Here is a 16,808-nt window from a genome sequence, read left to right as displayed (position 1 = left end):
TTTTCAATAGTTTACATATTTGTTGTATTGATTTTTATTAGTTTTTTTAAATAAAGAATATTTATTTTGTTTTGCTTTTAAATATTAGCGTTTCTAGTGCTTTTATTCGTCTTATATTTAAATTTTACTTTAATTTTTGCAATAAAAAAAGTTTTGCAATAAAAAAGTCTATTAAATTAAATAGTTTTTAGTGCTATTTTGTCTATTGTTGTAAGTTAAATTTTTACTTTAACTTGTGTAATAAATAAGGTATAATGGGTATTAAATGTTTTTAAAAATGTATGCCTTTTTAATATTAGTTTTAGTTATTTATTGTTAGCTTTGTAAAATTGTTTATTTTTAATAAATAAAATGAGGTAACTAATAATTAAGTGGCAATATAAAATGCTTTAAAAGGTGCTAGTTTTATGTTTGTACAAAATGAAAGTTTTGATAAATATTTTAAAGACATGGAGAGCGACTTTGTAAGTCAATTTAAGTCTGCTGAAAATGTTAATTATTTAGATAAATCTTATCGTAATGCAGATTCTAATAGTAGAAAATTGGCAGATAGAATGATAGAGAGGCTTCTTGAGGGGGGATCTACCATTATTGGCATGCAAAATATTTTAGAGCTTTACCAAAAGGCCAAATCTGGCAAGTCTTCAATTATATTAATGGAGCATTATAGTAATTTTGATTTTCCTTGTTTCCAATTTTTACTTTATAAAATGGGTTATCATGATATTGCAGATCATATTATTCCAATAGCCGGAGTTAAGCTTTTCAGAGATAATTTATTTGTTAAAACTATTTCTTTGGGATATAATGCAATATTAGTGTATCCGCCGCACGCATTTGTTGGGGTTGGTATAGAGCATGCTAGGCAAAGACGAGTTTTTAATTCCAATTCTATGAAATATATTTATGAAAAGAAAAATAGTGGGTACATTATACTTATTTTTCCTACGGCTACTAGATATAGAAAAGGAAGGCCTGAAACAAAAAAAATAATTTTAGAAATTGGTAATTATTTTAAAATTTTTGATTATTATTTGATGATTGGAGTCAATGGAAATGTTTTAGAAGTGTCTGAAGATGGAGATATGTCTCATGATGTTTTTAAAAGAGATCGTCTTATATATAATGCTGATAAGGTTATAAGCATTGTTGAGTATAAGGAGAATCTTTTAAATACTTTAAAAGATTCTCAGACAGAAGTTACAAAGGAAGCTTTGGGATTAAAAATTGCTGAGGATTTGGAAAATAGCTTTAATGCGCTGCATGCAGAAGGGTTCGAAGTTTATAAAAAGAGTTTTTGATGAGCTAGGAACTTAAACAAATATGCCTGATATAGATAAGATAAAACAGTTTAAAAGAGACATATTAGATGATCTTTCTAATGAAAGATCATCTAAAGAAGCTTTTGGTGTTAGTATGGATGTTAAGCCTCCTGATCCTGGAGAGAATATTGTTCCTTGGGTAAGTGAAGATCTTACTTTAGAGGAAGATGATGATGAGCTTGATTTAAATTTTATGCTTGATGCTCTTGAGAGCGAGGATAGATTGCCTTACTCTGACATTCTTAATGACAATTTGCCTTTAAGCAGTTCTGATTTGAGAGTTGATATTGATTCAGAGCTTTCAACTTTGGATAACGATTTTGATGTTTCTTCTAGTAATTCTTTTGAAAATAATATTGACAAAGTTCTTGATGATAATTCTATTGATTTAGAAATCGCTTCTAAACTTGATTTTGATAAGTTAATCAATTCTTCAGAATTAAATTCTGAAGAATTGATTAACAATCAAGGCAATAATAATTTTTTTAAATCTAGTAATGATTCTTTTGTTTCGGTGGAAAATGATTTTTTAGAATCTAATAAATCTAACGAAGTTAATATTGATAATACTGTAAGCGACAAAAACCATAAAGATGAACAATCAGAGATGTTCGCCGGAGACAATTTAAATTTAAGTACTGATTATAATGATTTTGAAAATGTTGTAGATGATTTTAAGTTTTTAGAGTATGAGCAAAATGCAAATTCCAAACGCTTTGAATTTAAGGTTAATTATCCATTATTTTTAAAACATTTGAATTCCTATCCTAGAAATTTAAGAATTGCAATTGCTGAGGCTTTAACTAAGGAGAATATTTCAAGATATAAACTTGAAGCATTAATTGATCTTGTCGAAAAAAATAAAAAAGGGTTAAAATTTATTGCTAAATTTGCAGGGGATATTGTTGGTCGATCTATTAAATTGCCTTTAATTTATTTTAAGGCGGAAGAATTTAGTAAGCTTCAGCAGAAATTGAGCTACAGAGTCTCAAGGGCTTTACTGCCGTTAATAAAAATAGCTTCTCTTTTTGTTGTTTTAGTCTTAGTTTCTTTGTATTTTATAGTAGATGTAGTATTTTTTTATGTTGCTTCTGAGAGCAAGTATAAAGAGGGTATAGAATCTATATATGCAAATAAAAGAGAGCTTGCAAAAGCTATCTTTAGAGACGCTTATTATATTAGGCCTGATGATAAATGGTTTATAAATTACGCTAAAGCGTTTGAAGAAGTCAGAGATTTTGATAGTGCTGAAGAGAAGTATGAGGAATTGTTCACAATTGAGCCTTTTTCTAAAGATTCTAAGAGTAGAAGGCGAAAAAAGTTTAATAAGGAAGGATATATTGCGTATGCTTCTATGAAGATTGATCTTGGAGAATATTCTCAGGCCAATTCAATACTTGATGAGGTTATATCATACAATCTTTACGATTATGATGCCTTGGTATTAAAGGGAGATAATTATTTTAAATGGGCTAAGACAAATTCTAACTACTATAAAGATAGTATTAATAGCTATACGGTTGTTCTTTCTAAGTATGGTCAGAAAAAGAATATTTTATTTAAACTTTTCAATGCTTATATTGAGGCCGATTTAGATACTGAGTCTAATAACGTTAATAATTTTATCAAGTCAAACGAAATTCTAGATGTTGATGAAGTTGTTTACACAAAATATGCTAAAAGGCTGATAGACAAGTATATTTCTTTTGTGGCTTATAATCAGAGGGCAAATAATCTTGCTATAAACCTAAATTACCTTAATGGGCAAACAAATTTATTGAATAAGGAATTCTCTGATTTAAAAAGAAATGATGGCAGAACTATTTTTAAGCTTGACACGAATGTTAATATGAATTCTGAGATTGAATACATTCTCAAAAAAATATTGAATAAAAATCCCAATTACGATAAGGCACTTTTTGAAAGTGGAAGATATTCGTATTACATAGGAGATTTTAAGAAAGCCGAAATATATTTGCTTAAAGCATTAAATAGTTTTAGGCGGAAAAATTCAATTGAAGATGCTGGGGATAAGATATTAGCTTACAAAATTTTAGCAGGCATTTATGAAAAATCTAGAGACTCTCTTAGAGCTAGCAATATTATTGGTTTAGCCTTAAATGATTATTCTTTTTATAAAAAACATAATCTTATAAAAGGATCTAAGGAGATTTCTTCAATTTATGAAAAACAGGGCGATATTCTTAGATCTTTAAACGACTTTAAGTCTGCGATATCTTCTTACAAATTGGCAATAAATGAGGGGGTTGATTGTCCAGACGTTTACTATAAAGTTGGGTTACTTAGTTACAAAGAAAATAATTATGATGATGCATTAAAATATTTATTTAAAGTAGAGAGTATGGCGGGGTTTTCAAGTAGTAACGAAGTTTTGAATTCTATTGCTTTAACTCTTTATAAGATAGGTGATTTTTTAGCTTCCAGGAGTTATTATTTAAGGGTTATGCGGAATTTAGAGCTAGAGAAGGCCAATGTTTTGAATTTTAATCCTAAAGAAAATGATTATCATAGAATTCTTTTGCTAAAAGAAATTGAGACTTATAATAATCTTGGAGTTGTAGAAGTGATGGCTTCTTTTTCATCCATAAGAGATACTAAACTTTTTAATTCTGGGGTTAGTAATTTAAGCGAATCAGCTAAGATTTTTGATATATTAAATAGGGATGAAGATATGGTAAAAAGTGTTAAAAAAGATCTTGCTAGTTTGAATCTTAGGAATATTTTTAAGAATAGTTTTTCTAAATCGAATGTTTTGTTTTATGAAAATTTATCCGAAAAACTTTAATTATAGGTCTTATTGTTTCGTTTTTAGTGATTTATGAAGGCGGTTTTCTTATGAAGAAAATTTATTTATTTCTTTTTATTAGCTTTTGTTTGTTTGGATTTGAAGATAATTCTTTGAAAATTAGCATTGATGATGTTTATGTTGAGGCTCATGAAGAGGGATTTCATCTTTTTATTAGGAAAAAACCTTTAATCAAATCAGTAATATTGACAGAGTCTTTTGAAATTCCTGACAAGAAAAAAGATGTAGCTACTTATTCATTTCGTACATTAAGTTACAATAAGGTTAATGGAGATGAAATTCGAATTTTAAATGGAAGGGTTATTAAGAATAAAGAACTTTTGTCATTGACGTCTTCCACACCTGTTCCTAATAAGAAGTTCGGAGAAGCTTTTCATATATTGATTCCAAAAAAGTTAAAATATGGATTTCCAAATTTTTCAACAAGAAGCGGTGAGATTGATTTGGAAATATTGAAAAACAAAAAAGAGCCCTTTTGGTTTTCTATAAGATCTTTTGAGAAAAAATATAATGATTATTTAGGTAGATATCAAGACAATGCTTATGAATTGTTTTTCAAAGATACTCAAAATCAAGGAAAAATTGAATTTAATGAATTAAGGGATACTTTTACAAAGTTTTCGGATGAGGTTGTTATTGCTAATAATGGTATTGATATTGTTGATAAGATAAAAAAAATTTTAAAAGACTCAGAAGATTCAATCTATGATTTAGATTTAGTGCTTGTTATTGATGTTACTGATAGCATGAAAGGTAATATCGAGATTCTAAAAGAGCATTTATTTTCAATAATAGAGCCACAACTGCAAAAGTTTAAATCCTATAGAATAGGACTTGTTTTTTATAAAGACTATCTTGAAGATTTTTTAACCAAAGCTTTTGATTTTAATACTATTCCTTATTTAAATAATATTCTTAAACATGTTAATGTTGGTGGTGGTGGGGATTATCCAGAAGCTGTATTTGAGGGAATTGATGCTGCTGTAGCTCAGTTTGATTGGAGAGCAGAAAGAAGATTTGTTATTGTTATAGGGGACGCGCCTCCTCATGAGTATCCAAGAGGGCCTATTGTTTATAAAGATGTTATCAATTCTGCAAAGGAAAAAGATATTACAATTTATGGAATAATATTCCAGTAAAAATTTTTATTTTTTAATTTTTTTCTATTTTGTTTAATATTTTTTTAGCCAAAGGCTTGATCCATTTGGGCATTTCTGCCTTATTATCTATTAGTTCTTCAAATATTTTTTTTGCTTTTTCTGTCTTATTTATTGTGTAGTATATAAATGCAATTTCATATCTACCAGTAGCAACTATATTTGGATTGTGAGCGAAATTTTGAATCATTTTTTCATATGCTTTTAACGCAGAGTTGTAATCATTAACATTGATAGCCTTTTGAGCTTCTCTGAGATAAACCTCATAAGGAGTTTCTTTTGTTAACTTTTCTAAGTTAATTGTGTAGCATGAAATAAGTATTAAGTTTAATAATGCTAGTTTCTTCATTTTCTATCTCTTTTAGAATATTTTTACTATCTAATTTTATTAGATATAAAATAAGAAAGCAAGGCTTTAAAGCCTTGCTATGTGATTGTTTTTGCTTATTTGGCAGGAATTATTATTTTCCAGTTAGAACGAATCAGGTCTGGATTTTGTATTTTTTGTCTGTTAGCAAACCAAATTTTTGGCCATAAGTAAGGATCGCTGTATAATTTTTTAGAAATGCCCCACAATGTATTGCCTATTTTTATTACATAAAGCTCATTACTTGCATTGCTTTGATAGGCTTCTAGGTATCTTGCAGATTCTAAAAATAATTCATTGGCAAGTCTAAAGTTTTTGACATGTTTAGCCTCAACTCCTTTTTCCCATAACTTTCTAGATCTCTCAATAAGTTCTAGTGTTTTAAATTGTTCTTGAGATTTATAGTTTTTTGCTATTTCTACCTTTTCTTCATATGCTAGTACTATTGGAATTGGAGTTTTTGTTTTTCCAAGAAGATAGGTGTTTTCATTAATATTTAAAAAGTTTAAGTGGCTGTTTCTTTCTTTAATAAATGCTCTGCCATTCCATGGTGATGGCTTGATAAGCTTATTATTGCTATAAATTGGCAAGTTAGAAGCTGCTTCGAGTGCTTTTAATTGTTTATACATTCTCTCATCAGTTTCTTTTAAAGCTTTAGCTTCTTTAGCATTTTTTGCTGCCTGCTGTGCTCTGTTGAATGCTTTGCTATACATATCAAGGGCATCGTCAAGATCATAATTTTTATATTTCCTTGTTGCTTCAAAATACAAGTTGTTTACTTCGTCTATTTCCAGCGGAATCCATACGTATGCCTCATTCGCTTCTGCATCGTTTAGATACTTTTCGATATTTTCTTTAAGGTAATTTGTTTTTTCTTTTTTTTCTTTTGTTTCTTTTATTATTGTTTTGTACCTTTCAAGTACCTTTAGCGCAAGTTCATTTCCTTCTTTTAATTTTTTTTTAGAAAAATTTTGTCTCATTGCTTCTTCTAATTTTTCAGCGTCATTAAACTCTTTAGAATAAAAAAGATGACCTCTTTCTTTTATTAGTTCATTTTTAATGTCTTTTATATCTCTTAATTGAAAATTTTTATTATCTGTCTGTGCAATTTTAGCATTTTTATTCTCTCTTGCTTCTGGAGGCGTTTTGCATGCGATAAAAGAGATTACTGCTACAATGCACAGCATCAATATTAATTTATTCTTTATATTCATAAATACACCCTTCTAATAACTTAGCTTCTATTATCTCTTAGTAAGAACTTATAAATATTAGCATTCTTTTTTACTATTTTATTATTATAGCATGTCAGTAAAAACTTAATATTTTTAATTCTTAAGTTAAATTATAGTTCTTTTTCATCATTGTTCAAGTGTAATAATTTTATGTAAAACAAGGTATAATTAAGTTTATAAGTTTTTTAAATATTAGGATATTAGGAGAGCTATATTTTTAGAATATATCATTTTGTCCTTTTAATATTATTGTTACTTTCAAGTAATATGTTATTTTCTCAAGTGGCAGTTGTAAAAGAAATAGAAGGTAAAGTTGGTGTTTTTAGAAATACATTTCCTGTTAAGTTGGATTTAGATGACGAAATTTTTGAGTACGATTTTATAGAGGTTGGAGAAAATTCAAAGCTCAAAATAAATTTATACGACATAAATGGTATTTCTGCAGATTTAATTTTTTATTCCAATACAAATAGTTTTGTGTTTTATTCTTCTTTTAAAGATTCTCAAGATGCAAAAATATATTTATTTAAAGGAAGTGTTGATGCGGTAATTCATAAGATTGTTAAAGGATCTTCATTCTCTGTTATAGTAGATAATAACTTATTTAAAGCTGAAAATATTGCAAAATTTTATGCCAATAGTGATTATTTTAATAATTATTTTATTAATGTTTACAAAGGTAGTGTAAGATACATTAATAAAACTGAATATTTAATTTTTCCCAATACTAGTCTTTTGCTTTTTAATGGAAATTCTTTTTTACATAAAGTTAATGAAGGCACTCTAAAGGGCATTAATCAAAATTTTATAAGGATGGCTAAAGATAATTTCATGTCCTTAAATAAAGGTTTTTTATATTTTTTTATTTTAAAATATATTGAAGATAATTTTAGATTTAACTTTATGTATAATTATTTAATGAAAGATTTTAAATTTAACTCTATATATTCAAAATGGAGCTTGGAAGATAAAAATTATAAACTTGGGAACAGGGTTGATATGATTAAAAATATTAATTATCTAAAGGGTAGAATTGGTATACTTTTCAATAATTTTGTTGATTTGGCCAATAGGTTTTATTTTGTGGATGATGTTTTTAAATATTTTCCTACTTTTTTCGACAAGTCAATGACTGTTAAAAGCCCTATTGAAAAATTTTTAAAAGATTACAAAGCTAATAAAGATGTTTTAAAAAATAAGTTTTTTAAAACAATACATTCTCTAAAGATGTATTTAAGACGCTCAAATGATGATATTACTAGCAATTTAAATGTTAATGAATTGTATTTGTTGCGTCCTAGAGAGTTTTGATTTTTCATATATTTAGCTTTTTATGTTAAAGTTATTTGTTAGATAAAATGATATATTCCTTGAAAATTCACATTCAGAATTTGTTTAATATTTTGTTAAATTTGGATTCTGAATTTTTTTGCCAAAGTCTTATACCAAAATCTTATAATAAGGGGGAAAAATGTGTTCTTAGAATGTTTAGATAATTTTTTAATTGGTTTTAGCAGTTTTATTTTTATAGGTTATTATCGATTTTTTTATTTGACTTTCGTGGCATTAAGGTGAATTTAATAATATAGCAAAAGGATGTTTTATTGGTTATGAATAAAAATGTGTTTTTTAAAGGGTTTTGGATTTTATTTACTATATTCCATTTATATTTATTTGTTTATTTGATTTTTTTAAAGAAGCGAAAGGTTGATATTTCTAATAAAACGAATATTGCTTTATTTGTTCCAGGAGTTATCTCAGGGTCTCCATCTTATAAAGAAATGTATGATTCTTTGTTTGAATTTAAAAAAAAGCATGAAAATCTTGAAATTAAAGTTTTGGAAGCCGGATTTAATCAAAGCGAGTGGATAGAAATGCTTGAAAAATTATTAACTTCAAAAAAATATGATTTTTTAATAACTACCAATAATGCTATGCAAGATATTGTTGATAGTGTTTCGAGCAATTATCCTTACGCTAAGTTTCTCATTTTTGATTCTTTAGTTAAAAACACTAATAATCAAGTTTATTCAGTGTCTTATAATGTTGCAGAAGAGGCATATGTTTTAGGGTATTATGTAGGCCTTTTTTTAAAGGAATATAAATCTGGCCTTGGTAATGTTGCTCTTATTGCAGGTCAAGACTATCCTGTTATGAGGGATTATATTTATTCTTATTTCAAAAAAGGCATTTTTGACGTGGGCACACATTCTGAAGTTTATTATCGAACTTTGGGCAATTGGCATGATAGCAATTTAGCTAAATTGTTGTCAGACTCTTTAATTAAGGATTCGGGGACCTTGGTAATACTTCCTATTGTAGGGCCTGCTGTTGAAGGAGTACTTTCCTCTGTTAGAGAGAATAATATTTCTGCTGTTCTTTTCGATAGTGAAGATTATTTGGATAATAAAGAAAATATTATTGGTTCAGGAATTACAAATCAAAAATATTATGTTTCATATATTTTAGATAAGGCTCTTAAGTCAGAGATTAACTATGGAAAATCTGATATTTTTGGCATAAAGCACAAAGGAGTTTTGTTTAATTTTTTAAATGTTTTTTACTTAGAACAAACCAGTCAAAAGTTAAAAGAAGATCTTTTAAAGAAAATAGAAGAGGTTAGTGCAAATGGTATAAAAATTAATTTGGAACAAAATTAATGGTAGAGTTTAAAAATATAGTTAAGTATTTTCCAGACATTGATAAACCTATTTTAAACAGTATTAATTTAAAAATTGGAGAAGTTAAAATTTTTACAGTAGTTGGTAAAAATGGAGAAGGGAAAAGTACTCTAGCTAAAATTATTGCCGGGCTTGTTGAATTTGATAGTGGTGAGATATTGGTAAATGGCATTAAGCAGAAAAATTGGAATGTAGATAAAGCTAAAAATAATGGTATTTATCTTGTTTCTCAAGTTCCTAATTTGAAAATGAACTTAAGAGTATGGGAATACTTGAGTATCTATTGGTTTGGTTATGCATTTTTTATGCCAATGAATAAGTCTAAGACTTATAAATATTATAAATGGCTTATGCAATTTTATAATATTTCTTTTGATCTAGATAAGAAAATTAAAGATTTGAATATTAAAGAGATTTATTTTTTACTTATTATTGCCTCTCTTAAAGAGAATGCAAAAATAATTATTTTTGATGAGAGTGCTGCTTATTTTTCTCAAAAAGAAGCGCAAGCTTTTATAAAATTGCTTGTATTGCTTAAGAAATCAGGAATCGCTTCTCTTTTTATTACTCACAGTGAGATAGCAGATGCTGTAAAATTTAGTGATGAGTTTATTATTTTAAAAGATGGTAAGTGTTTCAGAACAATAAACAAAGAATCAATTTTGAGTAAACTTGATTCTTCTAGCGATAAAACATTTTTTGCAAATATTAATTTTAATAAATTTGAAAAAGATTCTATTAAAGTTAATTTGTTTTTTGAAGATTTTTGGAAGTACGATGTTAGTTTTTCTTTAAATAAAAGGGGTGTTTTAGGAATAATTGGCGAAGAAGCTACAATTAAAACTTGGGAAAAATTATTCTTAGGAGAGCTTATTTTTGTCGGGTGTATAAAAATTGATGGCATAAGATATGAGCGAGTAAATATTTTTGAGTGCAAAGCGGGATTTTTACCCCTAGGCATTGGTAATTTATTCCCCGATAATAGCAGTATATTAGATAATTTTTTAGCTAAATTTATGAATTTTGAAAATAAAATTTTTATTAAGCAATCTTATATTAGTAAGATTAAAGATTTTTTTAAAAAAAAAATGGAATTTTATAGTGAAGAGAAGATATATAGAATTCTTTATTCTAAATCTTTGGCATTTTCTGGAGGAACTTTGAAGAAGTTCGCTCTTTACAGAGAGATGTATATTGCAAAAAGTTTTTTAATTTGTTTTTCTCCTTTGAGTAATTTAGATCACAAAGTTTACAATGAAATGTCTATTGCTATTCGTAATTATTCAAAAGAAAAGCCAGTTCTTTTGATTACCTCCAATTTAGATGAATTATTTTTACTCTCTGATAACATTTTGGCAATGAAAATGGGAGAAGTTTTGTTAAACGTATCTAGAGAAAAGATTAGTAAAAAAAAATTAAAGGAATTGCTATTTTTATGACCATGTTTAAAAATAGCTTAATGGCATTAATTTTTTCTTTTTTGATATTAAGTATCAGCTATTTTTTTGGTGATTTTTTTCAATTTTCTTATATTAAGATGATATCTTGGCGCTTTGTTTTATTCTTAATCATGGCTACTGGCATTGTTACCTGCGCCAAGAGTAATTCATTAAATCTTGGGAATGAAGGTCAGGTTTATTTTGGAGCATTTTTCGTTTATATATTTTCAAGTTTTTTTGGATTAACTTATTTTAATTTTATATATTTGATATTTTTGAGTTCTTTTTTTGTAGGGCTTTTGGGACTTATTCCTTTTTTTATTACGTTTTTCTTTGGATTAAATAGAGCTTTAACAGGGCTTTTAATATCTTATGGAAATCAAAGGTTGGTAGATGGATTTATTTTAAATATGTTAAAAACAGGTAGTTTTTCTAATCAGACAAAAAGAATTAATGGTTTATTTTCTTTAGATTCATCGCTTATTTACTTATTTTTGTTTGGTATGTTAATTTGGCTTTTTTATGTTTTTATGCATAAAAAAACTATTTATGGGCTTCAGCTTGAAATATTAAGCAATAAAAAAAAGATAGATATTTTTTTCAATATAAATGAATTTAAATATAAGCTTTTTGCTGTATTTGGCAGTGCTTTTTTAAATGGTCTTGCAGGTTCTATGTTTGTATTATTTTTTAAACCATATTTGGTTTTAGGATTGACCTCGGGGCTTGGTTGGAGTAGTTTAATTGTTGCTGTAATTTCAGGATTTAATTATGTTTATGTATTATTTTTTAGCCTATTGTTTTCAATATTAATTGAATTTAATAATTTCCTTAATATAAACTATGACTTTAAGTATGAATTTATTGGTCTTTGTCAGTCAATTGCCATTTTTCTCTCTTTATTTTTAATTAAAGCTAGGAAAAAGTAGATGTTTGGTATTTTTGAGCAGGCTATTGTATTTTCGTATTTAGCGCTTGGAGTTCTTTATACAGAAAGAATAGGGCTTTTAAATGTATCTATTGAGGGTATTTCGTATCTTTCAATATTTTTAACATCTTTTTTTATTTATTTTGGATATGGAATTTTTATGTCTACCATTTTTACTCTTTTTATCAGTTTTTTGTTTGGATTTTTTTTATCTTTTATAGTAAAGAAAAATTATGATATTTTTATAGCAGGAATAGGCATTAATATTTTTTGTTATTTTTTTGTTGATTATTTAATGAAGAGTAATTTTAATTTCATTCCTGGTTTTACCTTAAATTTATCTGGAAATTTTGAGATTATTGTTTTTATTGCTATTTTTTTCATTTTTTTATTTATTACTGTTTATATTATAAGTTATTCAAGAATTAGGGCGGTTTTTGAATTTATTTCTTCAGAGAATTATGAAGACATTTTGGGTGAAAAAATAAGCACTCGTTTTAAATCTTTTGCAATTTTTGTATCAATTTTCACAGCAAGTCTTGCTGGTTCATTTGTTGCGGTAAATCTTAATGCTTATTCTTATAATTTGGGATTAAATAATGGTTGGCTTGCTATTTGCATTCTTTATATTGCATTTTCAAATCCTTTATTAATTTTTCCGATTTCTTTTTTGATAGTTTTTTTTGAATATCAATTTTTTCATACTCAAGAGTATATAAATTCTTACTTTTCTCTTTCTTTTTCATTTTATATGGCAATAATAATAAATATATTGGTTTCGTTTATTAAGAAAAAAGATAAATTTTAGTTTAAGCTTTGCACATTGTGTTTTGAATTGTTTTTAGGGTACTAATTTGTAGATATAACTCTTTTATTTTTTTCCTATTAAAATAATAGAAGGGTATTTGTTTTATTATTTCTAAATTATTTAAAAAAATTATAAATAAGGTGTCGTCATTGAGTGCTAATTGAAAAGTTGAGGTTAATATTGTATTAAATGTTGCATTTTCATTGTTTATAAAATGATAAATACTTTTTTTAAAAAGAGCATCAATTGCTATAAATATATTTTCTTTGAACAATTCTTTACCGCTTTGGAAAAATTTAATTATGTAGTCTATTGAATTTTCAATTTCTCCTATTAAAAAGTATGCCCAAGAGATATCTAAAAAGTTTTTTTTATCTTTAAAGTCTATTATTTTTAAGTAGTCTTGAGATTTAATAATCGCTTTCTTCCAGTTTTTATTTAAATATTCTAATTCTGAGAGCAAAAGATGAGCATCAACTTGATTTTGATCCATGTTAACTATTTTTTTTAAATTTGCTATAGCTTTGTTATATTTTTTTGAGTTTTTTAGTAGCATTGATTTTTGATAAAGTTTTTCTATTGTATGCTTGTTTGCTTGCTCATCGAGTTTTAGTTTTGATGTTATTGCAGCGCAAATATTTGTGATCAATCCACAAAAAAGCGCCATTAGTATTGTTTTTCTCATTATATTCCTTCTTTTATTTGATCAACAATATCTATTAGTAGATTTTTATATTTATTTGTTAATGGGTATAAATCAAGTTCAGTTTTAAATTCGTTTAAATATTTTAAGGCAATAATAGTTGAGTTTTTTATTGATTTTGATGAATTTATCATCTCTTTTAGTTTAAATATTTCTTTTTTTGCTGTAGTAAGTTTGGCGTGTTTTATTTTATTAAATTTTGAAATAATTTTTGGTTCAAGTTTTTTTTCTTGTAAAAAATAAATTATTGGCAAGCTTTTTTTTCCTTCAAGTAAATCGTCTCCGAATTCTTTACCATTAATTTTATTTTTGATATTTTTAATATCGTCTATTATTTGGAAATAAACACCAAGTTTTAAGAATGTACTGTAAATGTTTTTAGCTTTGTCCTCATTATTTGTGAGTATTGCAGCTATAAAGCTAGCCATTCCGAAAAGCGAAGCTGTTTTTAATTCTACTAAAGAAATGTATTCTTTAATGCTTGGAATGTATGATTCATTGTGAAATTTAATGTCAATTCCTTGTCCTAAATGGAGATTTGAAAGAGTTGTGAAGAAATTTTCATAAATTCGTAATTTTTGATGTTCTTTTAAATTTGATCTTTCTATTAATTTTACAGGTAAAAAATAAATTAAATTACCAGCATTTATACTATTATCTATTCCATAAATTAAATGTATTGCTGGCTTGCCTCGTCTTTTTATTGAATTGTCTTCAATGTCATCAATAATCAAACTTCCAGAATGAGGAAGTTCAAGCAGTAAACTTAATTTATATATCAATTTGGCATTTTTTTCTTTTAAACCCAATGCGTATGCCAAAAGAATCATTATCATTGGTCTTATTCGTTTTCCACCTCTATTAATAATTTCAATTGCTGGCGCTTTAATATAATCAAGGGTTTTCTTTTTTATTTTAAAAGTAAATTTTAAATCTTTATCTTTGAATAAATTTAGAAAATTAGTTGTTGAAAAGATATTATCAATATTTTTTTCAATATTATTTAAAAATAGTTTATTTTGCATAATAAGAATTATAATGAAAAAGTATAATAAAGTGTATTAAAAGGATTAATGTGTATCGCTTGGGTGATGAGTATTCTCAAAAGGCTAAAAGAGAAGGGTATTTGGCAAGATCTGTGTACAAGTTGATAGAAATTGATGAAAAATTTTCTTTATTTTCTTCTGGCAACATTTTGGATGTCGGCGCATCACCTGGCAGCTTTTCTCAATATGCTTATAAAAAGCTTAAAAGAGGCGTTCTTATATCTGTTGATATTAATGACATTGGTCTTAAGTATGTTGATAATTTTTATTTTGTAAAGGGAGATATATTCTCAGATGATACAGTTTTTAAAATTAATACTTTTAGACCTTATAGTCTTGTGATTAGCGATGTGGCCCCTAAAACTACCGGAAATAGACTTGTAGATACCAGTAATTCTTTTAATTTGGGTATGAGAATAATAGATTTATCGCTTGATGTTTTACTTAAAAAAGGAAATTTACTTATTAAAGTTTTTCAGGGGGGAGATGAGATGCAAATTTTTAAAAAGTTTGAAAAATATTTTAAATTTGTAAAAAAAATTAGGCCTAAAGCTGTAAGGAAAAATTCTTTTGAAATTTATTTTTTAGGTAAAGGTTTTGGCAAATAGTAATTTAATCAAATTGTTATAAGTATTAATTTAAAGGTATAAAATATGTTGAGAAAAGAAATATCTAAAGACAGAAAGTCACAGCTTCAAGTTGCAGGTTTTAAAATAGGCAAAGAAAGTTATGGAGTGTCAATAGAGCATATTAGAGAAATTATTAAAGTCCCATCAGAAGGAGTTTATGCCATTCCAAATGTTCCTGAATATATTATAGGGATTTATAATCTTAGAGGGAGTATTATTCCTTTAGTTAATTTAAATATTAAATTTGGGGTTCCTTCTATTTCAATAACAGAAGAAGATATGCTTTTGACAGGATACTTAATAGTTAAGATTAAAAATAAACTTTTGGGCATTTTTGTTGACAGGGTTCTTAAAGTTATTAGTTTTGATGATTCTAGAATTCAAATCCCCCCTGCTACCTTGCAAACTTTAGATAGAAAATATATATCTGGAGTTGTAAAGCTTGATGATGCTGATAATCTTGAGAGCGAATATTTAGTATTAATTGATATTGCAAAAATTTTTGATAAAGGAGAATTTGAGAATATTCCTTATAAAGATCAACATGAAGAATAAGGTTCTTTTTTGCATTAATACTTTAAAGTCGGGAGCTAATATTTTAGGCAATGATATTAAGGTTTATTTAGAAACTAAGTATTTTGTTGAGGTGGTGTTAATAGATGTTAGCAAACCTTTATTTGCTTTTCCAAAAGAAAATTTTCTTTTTTTGATAACTTTAGGAGGAGATGGTACGGTTCTTTTGGCTGTTAATTTGCTTCTTGAAAATCAAAATATTGATATTCCAATTATTTCAATTAATCTGGGGAAGGTGGGGTTTTTAGCAGATATTAAGATTGAAGATTTTAAAAAAGTCATAGATAGATTTTTTAACAATTCTTTAGTTATTAATAAAAAATTTTTACTTCATGTAACAATTTATCAGTGCGGTAAAGATTTAATTTCTAAATATGTTTTAAACGATATTATTATTCGTTCAAGCGTTCTTAATAAAATGATTTATGTAGATCTTAGGGTTAATTCTGAGAGTTTTTTATCATATAAAAGTGATGGGATAATTGTGGCTACTCCAACAGGTTCAACAGGATATTCTTTCTCAGCAGGGGGTCCTATTTTAGAAGCAGATCTTGAGGGATTTTTACTTACGCCTATTTCTCCCCATTCTGTTTATAACCGTTCTTTTGTGTTTTCTAAATTAAGCAAACTTTCTATTTCTTTTTCAAAGGAATATTTTATAGCAGCAGCATCAATTTTTTTAGATGGAATTAATTTTGGTTCTTTTGGAGTTGATGTTGTTTTTGAATTTGAAATTTCTTCTAAAAGCTTGAATTTTGTTTCATTTTGCACAGATACTTTTGTTAAGAGATTGAAAAACAAATTATTGTAAGTTTAATGCTTTTTCTAAGCAGTGTTCTTTTTGATAAATATTATTATTGCTTGTTGTTCAAATGTCTTATTTAATCTAGTCTTTAATAAGACTAAAGTATTTTTTATGTTTTAAGATTTGGACTACTTTTAAAAAGTAGTTAAAATTTTACATACTTTATTATAGGTATGTAAATATTTTGTTTATTTGCAGGTTAATATTTCAGAGGTATTTTTTATAAATTTATAACTTGTTAAAATATTTAATATATTTGTTGCTAAAATCAATATATTGGGGAGTTGA

General features: G+C 26.5%; 15 protein-coding genes. 11 read left to right on the top strand and 4 right to left on the bottom strand.

Annotated features, from left to right (window positions below; translation table 11 throughout):
* The first annotated feature begins 407 nt into the window (after window positions 1-407).
* The 3 genes from QIA31_RS02140 to QIA31_RS02130 are packed head-to-tail and all read left to right on the top strand — an operon-like array spanning window position 408 to window position 5,288.
* Entirely contained in the window at window positions 408-1,301 is an 894-nt protein-coding gene (locus QIA31_RS02140) for a 1-acyl-sn-glycerol-3-phosphate acyltransferase (protein WP_301394064.1), read from the top strand.
* A 22-nt stretch (window positions 1,302-1,323) separates the two neighbouring features.
* Window positions 1,324-4,128 (top strand): periplasmic flagellar collar protein FlcA, encoded by a 2,805-nt coding sequence (gene flcA / locus QIA31_RS02135; protein ID WP_301394063.1) that lies wholly within the window; start codon window positions 1,324-1,326, stop codon window positions 4,126-4,128.
* A 50-nt stretch (window positions 4,129-4,178) separates the two neighbouring features.
* Entirely contained in the window at window positions 4,179-5,288 is a 1,110-nt protein-coding gene (locus QIA31_RS02130; RefSeq protein WP_301394062.1) for a vWA domain-containing protein, read from the top strand.
* Window positions 5,289-5,301: 13 nt separating this feature from the next.
* On the opposite strand, the gene QIA31_RS02125 is transcribed toward QIA31_RS02130, so the two are convergent.
* Both QIA31_RS02125 and QIA31_RS02120 read right to left on the bottom strand, forming a co-directional pair.
* Window positions 5,302-5,655, bottom strand: coding sequence for an outer membrane protein assembly factor BamD (locus QIA31_RS02125; RefSeq protein WP_301394061.1), 354 nt, complete (start codon window positions 5,653-5,655; stop codon window positions 5,302-5,304).
* 95 nt (window positions 5,656-5,750) lie between these two features.
* Complete coding sequence (locus QIA31_RS02120) at window positions 5,751-6,887, bottom strand: LysM peptidoglycan-binding domain-containing protein (RefSeq protein ID WP_301394060.1); 1,137 nt, start codon at window positions 6,885-6,887, stop codon at window positions 5,751-5,753.
* Between the two features lie 288 nt (window positions 6,888-7,175).
* Between QIA31_RS02120 and QIA31_RS02115 the strand changes: the two genes are divergently transcribed.
* From QIA31_RS02115 to QIA31_RS02095, 5 genes are all read left to right on the top strand, one after another.
* Window positions 7,176-8,219 carry a hypothetical protein gene (locus tag QIA31_RS02115; RefSeq protein ID WP_301394059.1) on the top strand — a complete coding sequence of 348 codons (1,044 nt, stop codon included), beginning with the start codon at window positions 7,176-7,178 and terminating at the stop codon, window positions 8,217-8,219.
* 299 nt (window positions 8,220-8,518) lie between these two features.
* Window positions 8,519-9,568: a BMP family ABC transporter substrate-binding protein gene (locus QIA31_RS02110; RefSeq protein ID WP_301394058.1), complete on the top strand. Its 1,050-nt coding sequence runs from the start codon at window positions 8,519-8,521 to the stop codon at window positions 9,566-9,568.
* Entirely contained in the window at window positions 9,568-11,028 is a 1,461-nt protein-coding gene (locus tag QIA31_RS02105) for an ATP-binding cassette domain-containing protein (RefSeq protein ID WP_301394057.1), read from the top strand. Before QIA31_RS02110 ends, QIA31_RS02105 begins: the two co-directional genes overlap by 1 nt.
* Window positions 11,025-11,957, top strand: coding sequence for an ABC transporter permease (locus QIA31_RS02100; protein WP_301394056.1), 933 nt, complete (start codon window positions 11,025-11,027; stop codon window positions 11,955-11,957). Before QIA31_RS02105 ends, QIA31_RS02100 begins: the two co-directional genes overlap by 4 nt.
* Window positions 11,958-12,764 (top strand): ABC transporter permease, encoded by an 807-nt coding sequence (locus QIA31_RS02095; protein ID WP_301394055.1) that lies wholly within the window; start codon window positions 11,958-11,960, stop codon window positions 12,762-12,764. It abuts the gene before it with no gap.
* 1 nt (window position 12,765) lies between these two features.
* Here QIA31_RS02095 and QIA31_RS02090 read toward each other — a convergent pair whose 3' ends face one another.
* The gene (locus tag QIA31_RS02090) at window positions 12,766-13,449 is read right to left on the bottom strand and encodes a tetratricopeptide repeat protein (RefSeq protein WP_301394054.1); all 684 of its coding nucleotides are present in this window, start codon (window positions 13,447-13,449) and stop codon (window positions 12,766-12,768) included.
* Entirely contained in the window at window positions 13,449-14,492 is a 1,044-nt protein-coding gene (locus QIA31_RS02085; protein ID WP_301394053.1) for a polyprenyl synthetase family protein, read from the bottom strand. Before QIA31_RS02085 ends, QIA31_RS02090 begins: the two co-directional genes overlap by 1 nt.
* 50 nt (window positions 14,493-14,542) lie before the next feature.
* Here QIA31_RS02085 and QIA31_RS02080 point away from each other — a divergent pair, with 50 nt between their 5' ends.
* Genes QIA31_RS02080 through QIA31_RS02070 form a run of 3 tightly spaced genes read left to right on the top strand, consistent with a single transcriptional unit; the run spans window position 14,543 to window position 16,526 of the window.
* Window positions 14,543-15,121: an SAM-dependent methyltransferase gene (locus QIA31_RS02080; protein WP_301394052.1), complete on the top strand. Its 579-nt coding sequence runs from the start codon at window positions 14,543-14,545 to the stop codon at window positions 15,119-15,121.
* A gap of 45 nt (window positions 15,122-15,166) precedes the next feature.
* The gene (locus QIA31_RS02075; RefSeq protein WP_301385569.1) at window positions 15,167-15,697 is read left to right on the top strand and encodes a chemotaxis protein CheW; all 531 of its coding nucleotides are present in this window, start codon (window positions 15,167-15,169) and stop codon (window positions 15,695-15,697) included.
* Window positions 15,687-16,526 (top strand): NAD(+)/NADH kinase, encoded by an 840-nt coding sequence (locus QIA31_RS02070; RefSeq protein WP_301394051.1) that lies wholly within the window; start codon window positions 15,687-15,689, stop codon window positions 16,524-16,526. The genes QIA31_RS02075 and QIA31_RS02070 overlap by 11 nt, the downstream gene beginning before the upstream one ends.
* Window positions 16,527-16,808 lie beyond the last annotated feature (282 nt).

The sequence above is a fragment of the [Borrelia] turdi genome, from assembly GCF_030439285.2.
Taxonomy (GTDB): Bacteria; Spirochaetota; Spirochaetia; order Borreliales; family Borreliaceae; genus Borreliella; species Borreliella turdi.
Note: the sequence above shows the minus strand (reverse complement) of the source record. Positions and strands in the feature narration are given on the sequence as shown.